The sequence below is a fragment of the Arthrobacter sp. PM3 genome (genome assembly GCF_003352915.1).
Lineage (GTDB): Bacteria > Actinomycetota > Actinomycetes > Actinomycetales > Micrococcaceae > Arthrobacter.
On sequence record NZ_CP022314.1, the window covers coordinates 2,529,685 to 2,546,543 of the forward strand.

10 protein-coding genes and 1 pseudogene are annotated in these 16,859 nt (G+C 66.7%); 1 reads left to right on the top strand and 10 read right to left on the bottom strand.

All coding sequences use genetic code 11. From position 1 onward, the window contains the following. Genes CFN17_RS11635 through CFN17_RS11645 form a run of 3 tightly spaced genes read right to left on the bottom strand, consistent with a single transcriptional unit; the run spans position 1 to position 3,485 of the window. The gene (locus tag CFN17_RS11635) at positions 1-975 is read right to left on the bottom strand and encodes an ABC transporter permease (RefSeq protein ID WP_208747867.1); all 975 of its coding nucleotides are present in this window, start codon (positions 973-975) and stop codon (positions 1-3) included. Then, positions 972-1,907, bottom strand: coding sequence for an ABC transporter permease (locus tag CFN17_RS11640; RefSeq protein WP_208747868.1), 936 nt, complete (start codon positions 1,905-1,907; stop codon positions 972-974). The genes CFN17_RS11635 and CFN17_RS11640 overlap by 4 nt, the downstream gene beginning before the upstream one ends. Positions 1,908-1,910: 3 nt before the next feature. Further along, a complete protein-coding gene (locus tag CFN17_RS11645) occupies positions 1,911-3,485 on the bottom strand; it encodes an ABC transporter substrate-binding protein (protein WP_208747869.1) in 1,575 nt (524 codons plus the stop codon). Positions 3,486-3,700: 215 nt separating this feature from the next. Between CFN17_RS11645 and pdxA the strand changes: the two genes are divergently transcribed. Further along, entirely contained in the window at positions 3,701-6,085 is a 2,385-nt protein-coding gene (gene pdxA / locus CFN17_RS11650) for a 4-hydroxythreonine-4-phosphate dehydrogenase PdxA (protein WP_208747870.1), read from the top strand. Positions 6,086-6,274: 189 nt separating this feature from the next. Here pdxA and CFN17_RS11655 read toward each other — a convergent pair whose 3' ends face one another. The 7 genes and pseudogenes from CFN17_RS11655 to CFN17_RS11690 form a co-directional block, all read right to left on the bottom strand. Continuing rightward, entirely contained in the window at positions 6,275-7,648 is a 1,374-nt protein-coding gene (locus tag CFN17_RS11655) for an MFS transporter (protein WP_208747871.1), read from the bottom strand. 40 nt (positions 7,649-7,688) lie between these two features. Next, positions 7,689-9,164 (bottom strand): NAD-dependent succinate-semialdehyde dehydrogenase, encoded by a 1,476-nt coding sequence (locus CFN17_RS11660; protein WP_208747872.1) that lies wholly within the window; start codon positions 9,162-9,164, stop codon positions 7,689-7,691. Between the two features lie 18 nt (positions 9,165-9,182). Beyond that, positions 9,183-10,433, bottom strand: a complete 1,251-nt coding sequence (locus CFN17_RS11665) for an iron-containing alcohol dehydrogenase (RefSeq protein WP_208747873.1) — start codon at positions 10,431-10,433, stop codon at positions 9,183-9,185. Positions 10,434-10,601: 168 nt separating this feature from the next. Next, positions 10,602-12,500 carry a GAF domain-containing protein gene (locus CFN17_RS11670; RefSeq protein WP_208747874.1) on the bottom strand — a complete coding sequence of 633 codons (1,899 nt, stop codon included), beginning with the start codon at positions 12,498-12,500 and terminating at the stop codon, positions 10,602-10,604. Positions 12,501-12,654: 154 nt separating this feature from the next. After that, the gene (locus tag CFN17_RS11675; protein ID WP_208747875.1) at positions 12,655-13,824 is read right to left on the bottom strand and encodes a low temperature requirement protein A; all 1,170 of its coding nucleotides are present in this window, start codon (positions 13,822-13,824) and stop codon (positions 12,655-12,657) included. 470 nt (positions 13,825-14,294) lie between these two features. Beyond that, positions 14,295-14,999 (bottom strand): potassium channel family protein, encoded by a 705-nt coding sequence (locus CFN17_RS11685; RefSeq protein ID WP_261792168.1) that lies wholly within the window; start codon positions 14,997-14,999, stop codon positions 14,295-14,297. Between the two features lie 533 nt (positions 15,000-15,532). Next, positions 15,533-16,859: pseudogene (locus CFN17_RS11690) on the bottom strand (carboxypeptidase regulatory-like domain-containing protein); the annotation flags it as partial.

A 16,859-nucleotide genomic window follows, 5' to 3' on the forward strand; every position in this document is an offset into this window, starting at 1 on the left:
TCAGGCACCCTTCTTCTTGCGGCGGGGACGGTCGCGGAGGCCGTCGCCCAGCAGGTTCACGCCCACCACCATGAGCACGATCACCAGGCCGGGCAGCGTCACCAGCCACCAGGCGGTGGTGATGTAGTCCTGGCCGTCGGAGATGATGCGGCCCCAGGTGGCGAACGGGCGTTGCGGGCCGGCGCCGAGGAAGCTGAGCGCGCTTTCCAGCAGCACGGCCTGGGCCAGGAGGAGCAGGACCACCAGCGTGGCCTGCTTGATGACGTTGGGGATGATGTGCTGGATCAGGATCTGCACGCGGTGCAGGCCCAGGATCCGGGCGGCCGATACGTAGGGTTTTTCGCGTTCCACGAGCACCATGGACCGGGTCAGGCGGGCCACTTCCGGCCATTGGGCGATCGCGATCACGAACGTGATGACGGGGATGGACGGGCCGAAGAGCGCCACGACCAGCAGCAGCATCATCAGCAGCGGCAGGGACATCTGCGCCTCGATCAGGCGCGAAACCACCGTGTCCAGCTTGCCGCCGAAGTAGCCGGCGGCCGCGCCGGCGATGACGCCGAGGACGCCGGAGACCACCACGGCGAGGACGCCGATGGTCAGTGAGACCTGGCCGCCGTGCAGGACCCGGGAGAGGAGGTCGCGGCCCAGCTGGTCCGTGCCGAACAGGTGTCCATCCGTCAGGGGCGGGAGCAGCCGCTGCGCGAGGTCCTGGTGGTTGGGGTCGGGCAGCGGCAGGACATTGGCCAGCAGGATGGGGATGGCCACCAGCAGGGTGCAGATGATGCCGGTGCGGATTTTCACCTTGGAGGAGATCCGGCGTCGGGTGGCCGCGGCCTTGGCGATGAGTTCCTTGGTGACGGCGCTGGGGGAGGAGTTCCGGACGGGTGCCCCGGCGGCGGGGCCCGAGGGGGCGCCTCCCGGGTTGCCTGCCGGGTTTCCTGCCGGAGGCGTTGCGGTGTCGCTGAGGCTCATGCTGTGGCCGCCTTTCCAAGACGAACGCGGGGATCAAGAAGCGGGTAGGCGAGGTCGATGATCAGCTGGACTCCAACCGCCAGCAGTGCGGTGACTAGGACGGTGGCCACGATCAGCGGGTAGTCGCGGGTCTCCAGCGCCCGGACAACGAGGGAGCCGACGCCGGGCCACGCGAAGACGACCTCCACCACCACCACGCCGTTGAGCATGGCCGCGAAGCGGGTGCCGAGCGCCGTGAAGACCGGAATGGCCGAGTTGCCCATGGCGTAACGCCAGGTCAGCAGGGAATTCCGGACGCCGCGGGACCGGGCCACGGTCAGGTAGGGGGCGGCGAAGTTGTTGGTCATTTCGCGCCGGACCATCCGGGAGATCAGGGCGATCTGCAGGATGGCGATGGTGACGGTCGGCAGGACCAGGGCGCCCCACGTGGCGAAGCCGGAGGCCGGGAAAATCGGGATCAGGACTGCGAAGAAGGTGAGCAGCATGATGCCGGTCCAGAAGTCCGGCATGGACTGTCCGGCGATGGTGAGGACGTTGACGCCGAATTCCTTCTTGGTGTCCGGGCGGCGGGACATCCAGACGCCCAGCGGGATCGCGACCACCGCGGTGAGCAGGATCGAGGCCGTGGCCAGGGTCAGCGTATACGGCATCCGCTCCAGGACCACCTGAATGGCCGGGGCCTGGAAGGAGTACGAGATGCCGAGGTTGCCGGTGAACAGTTGCTGCAGGAAGATCCAGTACTGCTCAATCAGGGGCAGGTCCAGGCCGAACTGCTGGCGGACCTTGGCCAGCTCTTCGGTGGTGGCGAGCGGTCCGGCATAGGCCACGGCGGGGTCGCCCGGGGCCAGCCGGATCAGGATGAACACGGTGGAGACCGTGAGGAACACGGTCAGCAGGCCCTGTCCGAGCCTCTTGAGGATGTATGTCGTCATGGTCTAGGCCTCCAGCCGGACGTCGGCGAGCGGGTAGGAGTTGGTGGGGGCCAGCGCCAAGCCGTCCACACGGTTCCGGTGGGCCAGCACGGACTTGGGCACGAACGCCCAGGCGCACGGCCAGGTGTCCCAGATGGCCTGCTGCGCCACGGCGAGCAGCTGCTGCCGGCGCACGGGGTCCACCTCGGTGGCGGCGGCCTGGATCTTGGCCTGCACGTCGGGCTTGACGTAGCCCTGGTAGGTGTCGCGGGTCTTTTCCTTCTCCGCGGTGCCGGCGTACATGCCCTGCATCATGGTGATGGCCAGGCCCGTGGGGCTGCTGAAGCCGTTGCCCAGCAGGTCCCAGTCTCCTTCCTTGCCCTGGCGCCAGGCCAGGATGTTGCCGCCGGGTTCGAACTGCTGGAGCTGGGCTTTGACGCCGATGTTGCCGAACATCTCCACCAGCGCCTCCATGACGGAGGTGTCGGACGCGAATTCGCCGGTTTCCCAGATGATCTTCAGGGTCAGGTCCGTGACGCCCAGCTCCTTGAGCTTGGCCTTGGCCTTCCCGGGATCGTAGGTGTACGTGCCGGTCTTCGCGAAGCCGGTCAGGCTGGACGGTGTGACGCCCTCGGCCTGGCTGACGGAGTTCACCAGCACGTCCTTGACCAGCGCCTCGCCGTCGATCGCCCAGCTGAGCGCCTCACGGACCCGGACGTCGGCGAGCGGGTGCCCGGCCGGCTTGCGGAAGTTATAGAAGATCTGGTTCAGCCGCAGGCTGGACGCCTCTTTAAGCACGACGCCGGGAAGTCCGGCGAGCTGTTCGCGCGAGTCGGGCGTGATGGAGTCGATGACATCCACCTCGCCGCTGCGCAGTGCAATGACGCGGCTGGATTCCTCCGGCAGGAACCGGACCTCGACGTTGTCCACCGCGGGGGCCGGGCCCCAGTAGTTCTCATTGCGCTTGAGGCTGTAAGTGCCGGCGCCGCGGTTGAACTTGGTAACGACGTACGGGCCGGTGCCCACGCCCTCCTGCAGCTCGGCCGGCTTGTTCTTGGCCGCCGGGCTGATCAGGATCATGCTCATGAGCGAATCCAGGATGGGGATGGGCTTCTTCGATTCCATCCGGAAGGTGCGGTCATCCAGGGGCACCACGGTGGGGAACTCGGGGAAGAAGCCGGCCACGAACGAGCCCTGGACCTGCTGGTACATCTTGAGTGCCGTGGCGACGTCCTCGATCTTCAGGGGCGTGCCGTCGGAGTACTTGATGCCTTGGCGGAGCCGGACGGTCCATACCGTGGGGGAGGTCATGACGAAGCTTTCGGCCAGGACCATGACGGGCTTGGTCTCGGGGCCGATGGCCGTGAGGCCCTGGCGGACGGCGCGCTGGACCGTGACGGCGGCGTCGAACTGGTTAAGTTTGTTGTCCAGGCTGACCAGGGACCGGTTGAGCGCCAGGGTCAGGGTGCTGGGTCCCGGCAGGCCGGTGGGGCCGGCACATCCTGCGACGGTGCCTGTGCCCAGGAGAAGTCCGGCCAGTCCGCCAAATTGCAGCAGGCGGCGCCGGGAAATCTCGGGTCCTTGAGGAAGAACGGTCATCGTTGACCTCTCGGTTGAACGGGGACGGCTGGCGGCCGGATGGCCTGTGCCGTGTTACATGGATCACCTTGCCACGTTTGCGCGATTCGCGCAACAGTTCTAGCGCGATTCGCGCAGTTGTGTCATGATGAGGACATCGAAAGCTTGATGAATAGCTCGATAACCAGCTTCATTACCCGCTTGATGACCAGTCCGATCCAAGGGAGGAGGGAGACGTGGCAACAGTGCTCATACAGGCCGACGACTTTTCCGGCGCAGCTGAAGTGGGGGAGTGTTTTGCCCGGCAGGGGTTCGATGCGCGGATCCTGCTGGAGGCTTCTTCCGGGACTTCCGAGGTGATCGTCGTGGACACCCACTCGCGTGCTGCCGCAGCGGAAGTTGCCGCGGCCGCCGTGGCCCGGGTCTTTTCCGGACCGGCCGCGGCCGGCGCTTCCGTGCTGTTCAAGAAGATCGACTCGCTGTGGCGGGGGAACGTGGGCGCCGAACTGGCGGCCCTGGCGGATCGTGGTTTCCATGTGCTGGTGGCCGGTGCGCTCCCGCAGTTGCGGCGGACCGTGGTGGACGGACGTCCCTATGCCGACGGCGTGCCGCTGGCAGACGCCGGACTCTGGAAGGCGGAGGCAACTGAGCCGCCCGCCCGGGTGACTGATGTCTTGGGGTCTGCCGTGCGGCCGTTGGATCTGGCCGCGGTCCGGTCCCCGGACCTGGCTGAACGGCTCATGCATTTGTTCTCGTCTGATGGCGCCGTGACCGTAGTGGCCGACGGCGAAACCGGGGCCGACCTCGAGGCCGTCGTCGCGGCCCTTGGAGAGTTGGACTTCGCCGCCGGAGGCCGCAGGATCGTCCTCGTGGGCACGGGCGGCCTTGCCGACATGCTCGCGCAGACTCTGCGGCTGGCAGCGCCCGACGCGGCACCGGCGACTGCGCGAAACGCGCAGATTGCCGCAGAGGACTCCGGCACCCCGGACGTGACTGACCATGACGCCGCGCGGCCGGTGCTCGCCGTCGTCGGCTCCGCGTCCGACGCCGCCCGCCGGCAACTGCGGGAGCTGCAGTCCGGGGGTTTCACTCTCGTCGGGCTGAGCCCGGCGGAACTCCGTGAGCCCGGGACGGGCCCGGCGCTCGGCGTCGTCCGCGAACTCACGGCCGCCGGTGAACCCGTGGCGCTGACCGTCGTCGCCGAGACGGTGGATCCGCGCGACGCCGCTGCGATCGTCCGCAACCTGACGGACTTCGTGGCCGGCGCCCTCCAACCCGAGCCGGGCCCCGAAAACACAAGCTCCGGCGTCGTCCTTCCCGACCTCATCCTGACCGGCGGCGAGACCGCCCGCGAGGTCCTGGACCGCATTGGCGTCCGGGCGCTGGAGCCGCTCGGCGCCCCACAGCACGGCGCGGTGGTCAGCCTCGCCGACGACGGCCGACTGGTCGGCACCAAACCCGGCAGCTTCGGCGACGACCGCGCCCTGCTGCAGCTCTTTCACTCCATCCAAAGCCGCCGCGCCGGTGAACCGGCCGGCAGCGCACCCCGCGAACCACTCGACCCTTCCGAAAAATCTGGAGAAGCAATGAATTCAGCGTTGACCCCGACCAAGCAGGACACCCGACCCTACATTGCGGTCACCATGGGCGACGGCGCCGGCGTCGGGCCCGAAGTGACGGTGGGCGCGCTGCTGGCCGAGAACGCCTACCGGGACTGCCGCCCGGTGGTGATCGGCGACGTGTACCGGCTGGAACTTGGGGCGAAGGCGCTGGGCGTCACCGCGGACATCGTGGAGATCCAGGACGTGGCCGAGGCCGTGTTCGAGCCCGGCCGCATCAACGTGATCGACCCGAAGCTCCTGCCGCACGACCTCGCCTGGGGCGTGGAGTCCGCCGAGGCCGGCAACGCCGCGTACCACTACATCCGGATCGCCTGCGAGCTCGGGATGAAGGGCGATGTCCAGGGCATCTGCACCGCGCCGCTGAACAAAGCCGCCCTGCACAAGGCCGGGCACATTTACCCCGGCCACACGGAACTGCTGGCGCACTTCATGGGCATTGAGGAAGTGTCCATGATGCTCTCCACGCCCAAGGTCAAGGTCATTCACGTCACCACGCACATCGGCCTGATCGACGCGATCAACAAGATCGAGCCCGGCCTGGTGGAACGCACGGTCCGGCGCGGGCACAGCGCCATGCAGCGCGCCGGCATCGAGAACCCCAAGATCGGCGTCTGCGCCATCAACCCGCACGCGGGGGAGAACGGCCTGTTCGGCTACGGCGAGGAAGCGGAGAAGATCACCCCGGCCATCGAGAAGCTGCAGGCCGACGGCATCGACGCCCGGGGCCCGCTCCCGGCCGACACCGCCTTCTTCCTGGCCGGCCGCGGCGACTACGACCTCATCGTCGCGATGTACCACGACCAGGGCCACGGCCCGGTGAAGGTCCTGGGCATCGAGGCCGGCGTCAACATCACGGTGGGCCTGCCGGTAATCCGCACCTCGGTGGACCACGGCACGGCCTTCGACATCGCGGGCAAGGGCATCGTGGAGGTGGGCAGCATGATCGAGGCCCTCCGCCAAGCGGCGGAGATGTCCCCGAGCCCGGTGCTGCAGGGGTAGGGCTCCACAGCAACGCGGGGTCACCTACGGCCCATCCGGAGGGCATTTATGGGCGCTATCTGACCCCGCGTTGTGCTCCTGAAACGGCACTTTCCGGCACCCCTCCGTTGGACACGCCTAAAACCGAATAAGAAGGGCGCCGTCCGGGGCTGGTTGTCCCGGACGGCGCCCTCCTTGGTTCAGGGATGGTCAGTTGGCGCTGACGCGTTCCTGTGCAATCGCTGCGTTCTTCTCGTCCAGCTCCTGGGCGGCGGTGATGCGCCGGTCCAGCTTCTTAAGCGTTTCGGGTGCGAGGATGGTCGCCACAACCGTGATGACGCCGATGATGCTGAAGTACAGGATCACCCAGCCCGGCTTGCCGTTGCCGGCGGTGAGCAGCGCCACTGCGACGAGAGGTGCGATGCCGCCGGCCAGGACCGAGCCGAACTGGTAGCCCATGGACGCGCCGCTGTAGCGCAGCTTGGTGGAGAACAGTTCCGCAAAGAAGGCAGCCTGGGGGCCGTACATGGAGTTGTGGAAGACAGCGAGCCCGATGATGATGGCGAGCGTTGCCAGCAGTGCGCTGCCGGTGTCCGTCATGACGAAGTACAGCGGGAAGAACAGGAGTCCGCCGATGGAACCGAACAGGTACAGCGGCTTGCGGCCGATCTTGTCGGAGAGGATTGCCCACAGCGGCACGGCGAAGACGCCGATGGCCGAGGCGATCAGAACGGACATGGTGCCCTGGTTGGCGCCTTCGGCACCGAAGGTCTTCATGATGTAGACCACGGAGAAGGTGGTGTACAGGTAGAACGCGGAGTTTTCTGCCAGCCGCATTCCGACGACGAGCCAGATGCCCTTGGTTTCCTTCTTCATGGCCTCGCCCAGCGGCTTCTTGGCGGTCTGGTTCGTGGCCTGGAGTTCCTTGAAGTCGTTGGAGTCTTCAAGCTTGTTGCGGACGATCATGCCGGTAATGATCAGGACCACGCTGAGCAGGAACGGGAGGCGCCAGGCCCAAGCATCGAACTCTGCTGCCGGGACGGCAGCCTTGACGGCAAGGACGCTGGAGTTGGCCAGCAGCATGCCGGCCGGCACGCCCATCTGGGTGAAGCTACCGAAGAATCCGCTGCGTCCGGCTGGGGCGTGTTCGATCGAGATGACGGCCGCGCCGGCCCACTCGGCTCCGGCGCCGAAGCCCTGCAGCAGGCGCAGGACCGTCAGCAGGATGGGAGCCCAGACGCCAATTTGCGCGTACGTGGGAAGCATTCCCATGGCCAGGGTGGCGAAGCCCATGATGAGCAGGGAGAGCACCAGCATGGGCTTGCGGCCGATCTTGTCCCCGAAGTGGCCGGCGAACATACCGCCGAAGGGACGGGCCACGAAACCTACCGCGTAGGTGACAAATGCCATCAGCAAGCCGGTGGCCGGGTCCTGTTCCGGGAAGTACAGGCGGCTGAAGACGCCCGTAGCGGCGAGCAGGCCGAAGATGTAGTAGTCGTACCACTCGATGGTGGTGCCGATGAAGCTGGCAGCCGGAACGCGCCAGGGCGCCTTCGTCTTGGCTTTGGTGTTGGAGATCGTCATTGGTCTTTTCTTTCGGATGGGAACGAAGGGAGCGCCAGCGCTACCAGTCGAGGGCGATGTATTTGGTTTCGGTGTAGTCCAGCAGGCCCTGGTGGGCGCCTTCGCGGCCGAGGCCGCTCTGCTTGACTCCGCCGAAGGGTGCTGCGGGGTCGGAAACGAGTCCCCGGTTGAGGGCCACCATGCCGCTTTCGATGCGCTCGGAGACCCGAAGCCCGCGGCGAAGATCCTCGGTGAACACATAGGCGGCGAGGCCGTACTCGGAGTCATTGGCGGCGGCGATTACTTCCTCTTCGGTGTCGAAGGGGATGACCGAGGCCACCGGTCCGAAGATTTCCTCGCTGACCATGCGGGCTTGGAGCGGCACGTTGGTGACGACGGTCGGCGGGTAGTAGTACCCGGCGCCGTCGATGGCCTTGCCGCCGGCGAGGAGCCTGGCGCCCTGGCTGACGGCGTCGCGGACCAGCGAGTCGACCTTGCGGACGCTGGCTTCATCCACCAGCGGACCGACCTCGGTGCTGGCGTCGGTGCCGGGGCCCACGCGCATGGCGCCCATGCGTTCGGCCAGCCGGCGGGCGAACTCGTCGTGGATGCCGCGCTGGACGTAGATCCGGTTGGCGGCGGTGCAGGCCTGGCCGCCGTTGCGCATCTTGGCGATCATGGCGCCGTCCAGGGCCAGATCGAGGTCCGCGTCGTCGAAGACCAGGAACGGGGCGTTGCCGCCAAGTTCCATGGAGCACTTGAGCACGTTGTCGGCCGCCTGCCGCAGCAGGTGGCGTCCGACGCCGGTGGAACCGGTGAATGACAGCTTGCGGACGCGGGGGTCGGCAAGGATCGGGGTCATGACCTCGTTGGTTTTGCTCGTGGTGATGATGTTGACGACGCCGGCCGGGACGCCGGCGTCGATCATCAGCTGGGCGATCGCCAGGGTGGTCAGCGGAGTGAGGGTGGCGGGCTTGAGCACGGCGGTGCAGCCGGCGGCCAGTGCCGGGGCCAGCTTCCGGGTGGCCATGGCCGCCGGGAAGTTCCAAGGGGTGATCAGCACGCAGACGCCGATCGGCGGGTGCTGGACCAGGATCCGGTTGGCGCCCGACGGCGAGACGGACACGTCGCCGATGATCCGGACCGCTTCTTCGGCGTACCAGCGGAAGAATTCGGCGGCGTACGCCACTTCCCCGCGGGCGTCGGCGAGGGCTTTGCCGTTTTCGAGGGAGATGAGGTGGGCGATCTGCTCGCTGCGCTCGGTCATCAGGTCGAAGCAGCGGCGCAGGATTTCGGCGCGGCGGCGCGGCGGCGTCGCGGCCCACTCCGGGAAGGCTGCGGCGGCGGCGTCGACGGCGGCGAGGCCGTCCTCGACGTCGGCGTCGGCGATGTCGGTGATAACGGAAGCGTCGGAGGGATTGATCACCTCGACGGTGCCGGCGTCGCTGGCGTCCTGCCAGTTCCCGGCGATGAGCAGCTGGCGGGGAACCGTCAGGCCGTCGACGTCGAGTGGTTCAGAGGTTGAAAGGAGGGTCATCATTGGTCCTTTTGCTGATCAGCGGATGGTGCGGTCGCCGGCGTAGGCGGCGTTCACGATGGAGGTGACGGCGTCGAGATCGAGCGGCACGGGGTTGTTGTCGATGAGCCGCTTGGAGTTCAGCGAGAGCTTGGCGATCTGGGCGAGGTCGTTCTCCTGCACGCCGAGGTCCTGCAGGGTCGGGGGCAGCTCGATGGCGGCGATGACCTCGTCGATTGCCTCGACGCCTGCGACGGCGGCGGCGCGCTGGTCCAGGCCGCGGATATCGCGCCCCAGGGCTTCGGCGATCTGGGCCAGCTGCGGCTGGATCGCGTCAAAGTTGTGGCGGACGACGTAGGGCAGCAGGAGGCCGACGCCCACACCGTGCGGGGTGTGCGTCAGTGCGCCGACCGGGTACTGGATGGCGTGTGCCGCGGCGGTCCCGGCGTTACTGAGGACCACACCGCCGTACAGTGCAGCGAGCATCATCCCGGCGCGGGCCTCGGTGTTTTCCGGGTCCTTGTAGGCGGTGACCAGGCTGCGGCCCACCAGCCCGATGCCGTTCAGGGCAATCGAGTCCGTCAGGATGTTCTTGCCGACGAAGACGCGTTCCGCGGCCAGGGCAGGGGTGGGTTCCCGGGTGATCGCCGTGAAGGACTCGACCAGGTGCACGAAGGTGTCCGCGCCGGTGGCCGCCGTCAGGGGAGCGGGGGAGGAGTAGGTCAGTTCGGGGTCGCATACCGCGGCGAACGGGATGATGTGGGGGCTCGAGATGCCCATCTTCATGCCCAGGTCAGGATCGGAGACGACGGCGATCGCCGTCGCTTCGGAGCCGGTGCCCGCCGTCGTGGGCAGCGCGATGACCGGCTTGGTGGGGCCGGGAACGGCGAATTCGCCGTAGTAGTCGCTGGGCGTGCCGCCGTGGGTGAGCAGCACGGAGACGACCTTGGCCATGTCCATGCAGCTGCCGCCACCAAAGCCGATGATGGCGTCGATCTCCTGGCCCTTGAGCTCCTCGACGCAGGCCAGGATCCCGGGAACCGGCAGTTCGGCCTGGGTGTCGCCGTAGACCCGTACGGTCAGGTTCTTGTCCTCGAGGCTCCGGACGAGGTCCCGAAGTTCCTCCGAGGCGGCCAGCCGCGGGTCGGTGACGACCAGGACGTTGGTGCCGAATTCGGCTGCGATGTTGGCGACGGCGAAGCGCTGCTGGGCGCCGACGACGACGCTCCGCGGCAGGCGGAGGACGCCGAAAGTTGTGGGACGGATGCCCGCTGCATGCGCACACGACATTGTGAATAACTCCTAGAACTGGGATGAGCGGGCTGCCCGAAAGGCGCCGCAGATCCCAGCATTCCAGAGCCACGTGACACTCACCATGTGGTCTAGCGCCATATGCGGAGCCTGAATATGTGTGCCGCCGACATGGGCGTCGCGCAGGCGGAGGCAGATCGCCCCTTGTCAGGAGCCCCCGGTGGTGACCCCGGCCGTCTTCATCCGCCACAGGCGCAGCGCCACTTGGACGTCCAAGGAACGGCTTCCCCGGCGCCACGAGGCGCCGATCAGCGCGTCGATCCGGTCCAGCCGCTGCCTCAGCGTGTTGGGGTGGATATGGAGGGAGTCGGCCGTGTCCTGGAGGGTGCCGCCATTCTCATGGAACGTCCACGCGGTGAGGACCAGCTGGGTTCCCCGCCGCTGGTCGTAGTCCAGAAGCGGCCCCAGCTGCGCGGCCAGCAGCTGTCCGGCGAAGGGGCTGTCCATTGCTCCGAGCAGCATTCCCGCGGTACCCAGTGCGGCCCGGTCCGCTGCCTCGCCGTCCCGCGAGAGGGCCTGCAGTGCACGGAGGACTGCATGGGCCTCGGTGTGGGCTGCGGACAGCCGGGCAAAGCCGGTGACGGGTTCCGATGTCCCGACGGTGGCCGTGATCCGGCGTCGTTTCAGTTCGTCGATGATGGACTGACCCGGGCGGCCGTCACTGCCGGCTTCGCCCGGGCGGCCGTCGTGCCGTTCCCAGGGTTCGATGATGCACAGGTGTGATTCGTGCAGGGCGATGATTCCGGGGAGTCCCTCGGACCGGTGCCTCAGCAGGGAGAGTGCCCGTTGGCGCTGGTCGTCGCCGACACCCACCACGCGCACCACGAGTTGGAGGTGGTTTGCCAGGCCGAACTGCCCGGCCCTGCGGGCAAGGGCCGCAGCGTTTTCGGCGCGCGGGCTGAGCAGGTCGTCAATGAGTTCGAGCTGCAGCCGGTATTGGGCGTCCTGGAAGGTGCGGTCCAGCAGCAGGGACACACTGAGCACCAGGGCGCTGCGTTCCAGCACCGCCAGCCGGGCTGGGCTGAGTTGTCCGGCGACAATGACGGAGGCGAGGTGCTGGTCGCCCGCCACCGCGGACATGACGATGTACTGCTTGTCCTTGATTTTGAAGTGCACGGCGGCACTCTTTGCCGCAGATTCCTCGGCGGCGCTCAGGGCAGGGAAGCTTCCGAAATCTCCCCCCTCGGCTGCGGGTCCCGCCAGGGGCTCGCCCATGGGCGAGACCAGGTAGACAGCGGTGTCCAGGGACTCCGCCAGCAGGTTGAGCAGCTGCGGAAGGCTGCCGGTTGAGGCCAGCGTTTCCATAAGCCGTCGGTCCAGGGTGGAGAGCTCCTCCAGGGCCCTTACGTGGGCGAGGTTCTCCTGCTGCGCCTGGTCCAGCCGGGCGAGGGCGCTGGCCATTTCGCTGAAGTAGCGGGCGTTCTCCAGCGCGACGGCTGCGTGCGTGCCGATGGATTCCATCAAAGCCACGTCGTCACTGCTGAACTGGTGGGGATGCCTGTCCGCGACCAGGAGCGCGCCGATGACTTTCCCTTCGGCCCGAAGGGGTACACCCATGATCGCCCGGACGCCTTCGGCAGCCACAGCGGCGTCGCTGGACTCCAGATGCGATTTGGACTCGTCCATGAGGTAGTCGGCGCTCTGGGCAGGTGCCTCGCCGGTCGCCACGGCGCCGAGCACCCCTTCGCCGAGGGGCATGCGGATGTTGCGGAAGAGGGCGGTGGTGGCGCCGTCGGTCACCCGGACGTAGGACTCGCCGCTGTCGTAGTCGTTCAGGCTCAGGTAGGCGACGTCGCTGCCGATCAGTGACCGGGTGCGCCGGACGATGGCTTTGAGCACAGCCTCGACGTCGCGTATCCCGGTCAAGTCGGTGGCCGTATCGTAAAGGACTCGCAGCAGGCCTTCCCGGCGGCTCGCCTCCCACAAGCGGGCGTTCAGGCTGCGTGCCGCCGCCGCGGTGGACTGGTCAATGGCGCCGGCTTCCAGCCATGCGGACAGCGTGGTCTCCAGGTCAGCCGCGGAAACGCCATGGTCAAGGATGGCCATGAGTTGGCCGGCATCCTTGGTATCGCCAGAAAGAACTCCACCGCTACGAACGGCAGAACTGTCATCGGCTCCCATGAACCTAATGCTAGTGGGTGAGGGCGGTCCCAGACCGGGACGCCGTGTGCCAGGTGTGGCCCGGCAACGAAGCCCCGGATCACAGCCGTCCAGAGCTCCGTTGCGTTCGGCGGCGGCGGTTCAGGGCGTCGGAGACTGCCACTCCGATGAGGGGAAGAACGGCCCCTATAGCGGCAACGAAGGCCGGGAGGAGAAAGCTCAAAGTTGCCAGGACCGCCAAGGCCCCGATCCCGGCGAGATCAGATGGTTGGCGGTGGCCCAGTACCCGTCGAATAAAAAAGCCTCGGCCGGCCAAGAAAAGAGCCGGCCCACCAAAAAGAAGCAGAATGGTCGCCAGATCGGGGCGGGCGGCCGGATCAGTGATCACGAGCTGATCGCCAACCGCCACCAGGATCAGGCCCGCCAGTAACACCACCAAGGTGTTGCCCGCCAAAATACCGGGCCGGAACTGATCATCGACAGAAGCAAGCTTCTCCAGAATCTCCTGCTCAAGGCCGTGGAAGTAGCACCACCAGATCGCGACGCTTCCGGCCAAACTGACGGTCCCGGTCAGAAATATCAAGGGGTCCTCCAGATTGCCCGCAATCGCCACACCGGTTGAAAGGATCGTCTCGCCGAGCGCGATCAGGTAGAACAACCCGAACCGCTCAAAGATCCTCTCGCCCGGGAGCGGGACCCGGCGTCCTTCGGTTTTCCGGCCCGGCAACCGGTGCGCCAGCATATGGCCGCCCAGATCGATCGCGGCAGCGACACCCCAGAACATCAAACGGGGCCCCGGACCGAAGAAAACGCCGGCAATCCAAAACGGCGCGCTCATACACCCCCAGATCAGCGTGCGCACGAAATGGTTGTGAGTCGTCCGGTCAAGTCCGACGGTGAGTATCCACGCACCTCGGCCGAGCTGGACCAGGAGATAGCTCGCGGCAAAGAGCCAGCCGGAGGCGCCGAACGCTGATCCGATTGAGGCGTTCATGAACAGGGTGACAAGCATGACGATCAGCAGCATCCACTGCACCTCAAGCCGCGACGTGTCCAGCAATGTCGCCGTCCAGGTCGTGTACACCCACACCTTATAGACCGCAAGAAGAAGCACAAATGTCTCACCGGCCCCCACCCATGAGGGATGCTCCAGCAAATGATGGGACAGCTGCGATAGCGCGAAGACAAAGACCAGATCGAAGAACAGCTCAAGGCGCGTAACCCGGTCTCCGGAGGTCGCGGAACGCATCAGCGACCTGGCACGGAACATCAGTATCCTCCACGGGGCTTCAGGAGCGGACGGACGCCCCCTCCTGTTGTCGAAAAGACTGACGACGGTCAGCAGAGATGTCAAGGGCGGTCTCGCCGGAGGCGTCTGATCGACTGAACGATCACGACGACGGAAGGCCAAAATCTTCCTGGGCACCGTCTCCGGCCCGCTGGCAATTTCCAACGCCAAAAGGCAGAGGCGCTGCACCCTTCCTCAGGCGCGGCTGTCTAGTGCCGCCTGCCATTTCTCGAACGATTCGGTCCAGCCGTTGCGGTGCAGGGCCAGCCGCTCCGCCGTCAGGAACGGTCCCTGCGAGAGCACTACACGGGTGCCCTTGGCCCGCGCTCCCCAGTGAGAGGTCGATGACGGTTTCCCGGTCGTCCGGCGTCGGTTCCTCCCAGCGGAAGGTGTACACCAGACGCCATGGAGGACCGCTCTCCAGGAATTCGTCGGTAGCAGCTACCCGCGCGCTACTTCGTGTCGGATTTTCCACGCCGGACGTGCCGGTGGTGCAACTCGTAGCTGTCGAACACATCGGATGAGGTGCTTCCTGAGTGGCCGAATTTGCCGCGGAGGACGTCCGCGAGTCCGTCCAGTGCCGCGTGGAGCATCCGCCCGGCGAATTGGAGTTCAGGGTTGTCGCTGCGCTGGGCCTGGGATGCCAGCTCCTGGGCGTAGGCGACGGTGGCCGGCAAGGAGCCGCGCTGCTCGATTTCACGAAAGTAGTAGGTTTCATGGAACGCAAGCAGATCGATGCTCACTAGCGCGACGTTTCCGGCCATGGACTCCAGGAGCCCGGCAGCATGCCGCGGTTCCAGGGACAGGACACCTGCAGGAGCTGCAGCCTCCCTGAACAGGGTCAGCTCGTGGGCCAGGGCCCGGCGGCGGTTAAGGGCCGGGTACATCTGCAGAATCCAGGTGACCGTTGCTGTCAGCAAACCGAAACCCGTGACCGCCTCGAGGGCCACAACCAGCCTGAGCACCGGATACACCGGCACGATTTCACCGAATCCCGCCGTCGAAAGCGTGACCAAGGAGATGTAGAGCGCCTCGGCGAAATCGCCCTGCTGCGGCACCCCGGAACCGTAAACAAAACCCTCCGGCAGATGGGGCAAGTACAGCAGGGCCCATCCGATGGCCGCGAGGCCCGCCCAGGCGCCGATGACAGCGGCCATGGCCAAAGGTGCTGCTATGAAGGAGCCCCGGCCCCGTATTTTTCTCGATACAAGCCAGAATCCGCGCATGATCGCGTGGCCCAGAGGACCGGAACCATGTGGATAAAGGAGTGTACGGAAGACGTCAACGAGCATCAGCAGAACCAGCCCGGCCCCCAAAACCGTCCAGAGCGTGTCCTCGAAGTCCATGCCTCATCTTAGAGGCGGCACTGTTTGAGGAGCAGCCACACGGTCCGGGCAACGGACCGGGTCGAGGGGTACGTTGTGGGGTGGGGTCTTCGGCCGCAGGAAAGGATACTGCCGCGCTGGGCCAGAGCCGCCGTCGTGAACTACCTGTCCGTGACGGGCTGGCTGGGTGCCCATGCCTCGGACGGCTTCGATGCCGTGGCCTTCAGATCTTTTCGCTGACCTTAAGGCCCGCGGGGCGCTCGACATCTGGCGGCTCCGATCTATGCAAGGATACCCCGCCAGAACCATTAGCTGGCGGGGTTTCTTTGCGATCAAAGCGACTGAGGTTGGGCGAACGCGAGTCGCTATTTAGCGACGGCGGTAGTCGGGACGGACGTCCGGAAGAACGTGGTGTAGCCCGGCTTGGACCCCGTCACCTTTACCGTGAGGGTCTTCGCCACGTCCGTTGCGGTGGGTTTATAAGTCGCGGCGTTGGCGCCGGTGATCGCAACGCCGGCCCGGTACCACTGGTACCGGAGCGTGACGGGTGCCGGTCCCCAAACGCCGGAGTTCGCCGTGAGGGTGGACCCCACCTTCGCGGTCCCGGTGACGGTGGGCGTGGCCCTGATCAGTGATCCCTTGACCACCGCAGCTGTGGCAGCGGAGGTTCGGGAGAACGTGGTGTAGCCCGATTTGGACCCGGTGACCTTCACGGTGAGGATTGCGCCAAGATCTTCCGGCACGGGGACGTAAGTGGGGGAGGTGGCGCCGGTGATCGCGACGCCGGACCGGTACCACTGGTACCGGAGCGTGACGGGTGCCGGTCCCCAAACGCCGGAGTTCGCCGTGAGGGTGGACCCCACCTTCGCGGTCCCGGTGACGGTGGGCGTGGCCCTGATCAGTGATCCCTTGACCACCGCAGCCGTGGCAGCGGAGGTTCGGGAGAACGTGGTGTAGCCCGATTTGGACCCGGTGACCTTCACGGTGAGGATTGCGCCAAGATCTTCCGCCACGGGGACGTAAGTGGGGGAGGTGGCGCCCAGGATCGCGACGCCGGACCGGTACCACTGGTACCGGAGCGTGACGGGTGCCGGCCCCCACACACCGGAAGCCGCCGTGAGCGTGGACCCGACGGCGGGAACGCCGGTGATCGTGGGAACTGGGGTGGTGCTGAGTGGGCCGTTGGCTATGGCCGCGGTCGGGGCGGACGTCTTGGAGACCGTGCTGTAGCCGGCCTTGGTGCCGGTCACGGTGACGGTGATGGTCTTTCCGGTATCACCCCCGACAGCGGTGTAGGCGGCGCCGGTCGCCCCGATGATCGCTGAGCCGTTTGCCTTCCACTGGTAGGCCAGGGCGACTGGTGCCGGGCCCCAGATGCCCGGGACGGCGGTGAGGGTCGATCCGACCTTCGCGGTTCCGGTGATCGTGGGAACCGGGGTGGTGCTGAGTGAGCCGTTGGCTATGGCCGCGGTCGGGGCGGACGTCTTGGAGACCGTGCTGTAGCCGGCCTTGGTGCCGGTCACGGTGACGGTGATGGTCTTTCCGGTATCACCCCCGACAGCGGTGTAGGCGGCGCCGGTCGCCCCGATGATCGCTGAGCCGTTTGCCTTCCACTGGTAGGCCAGGGCGACTGGTGCCGGGCCCCAGATGCCCGGGACGGCGGTGAGGGTCGATCCGACCTTCGCGGTTCCG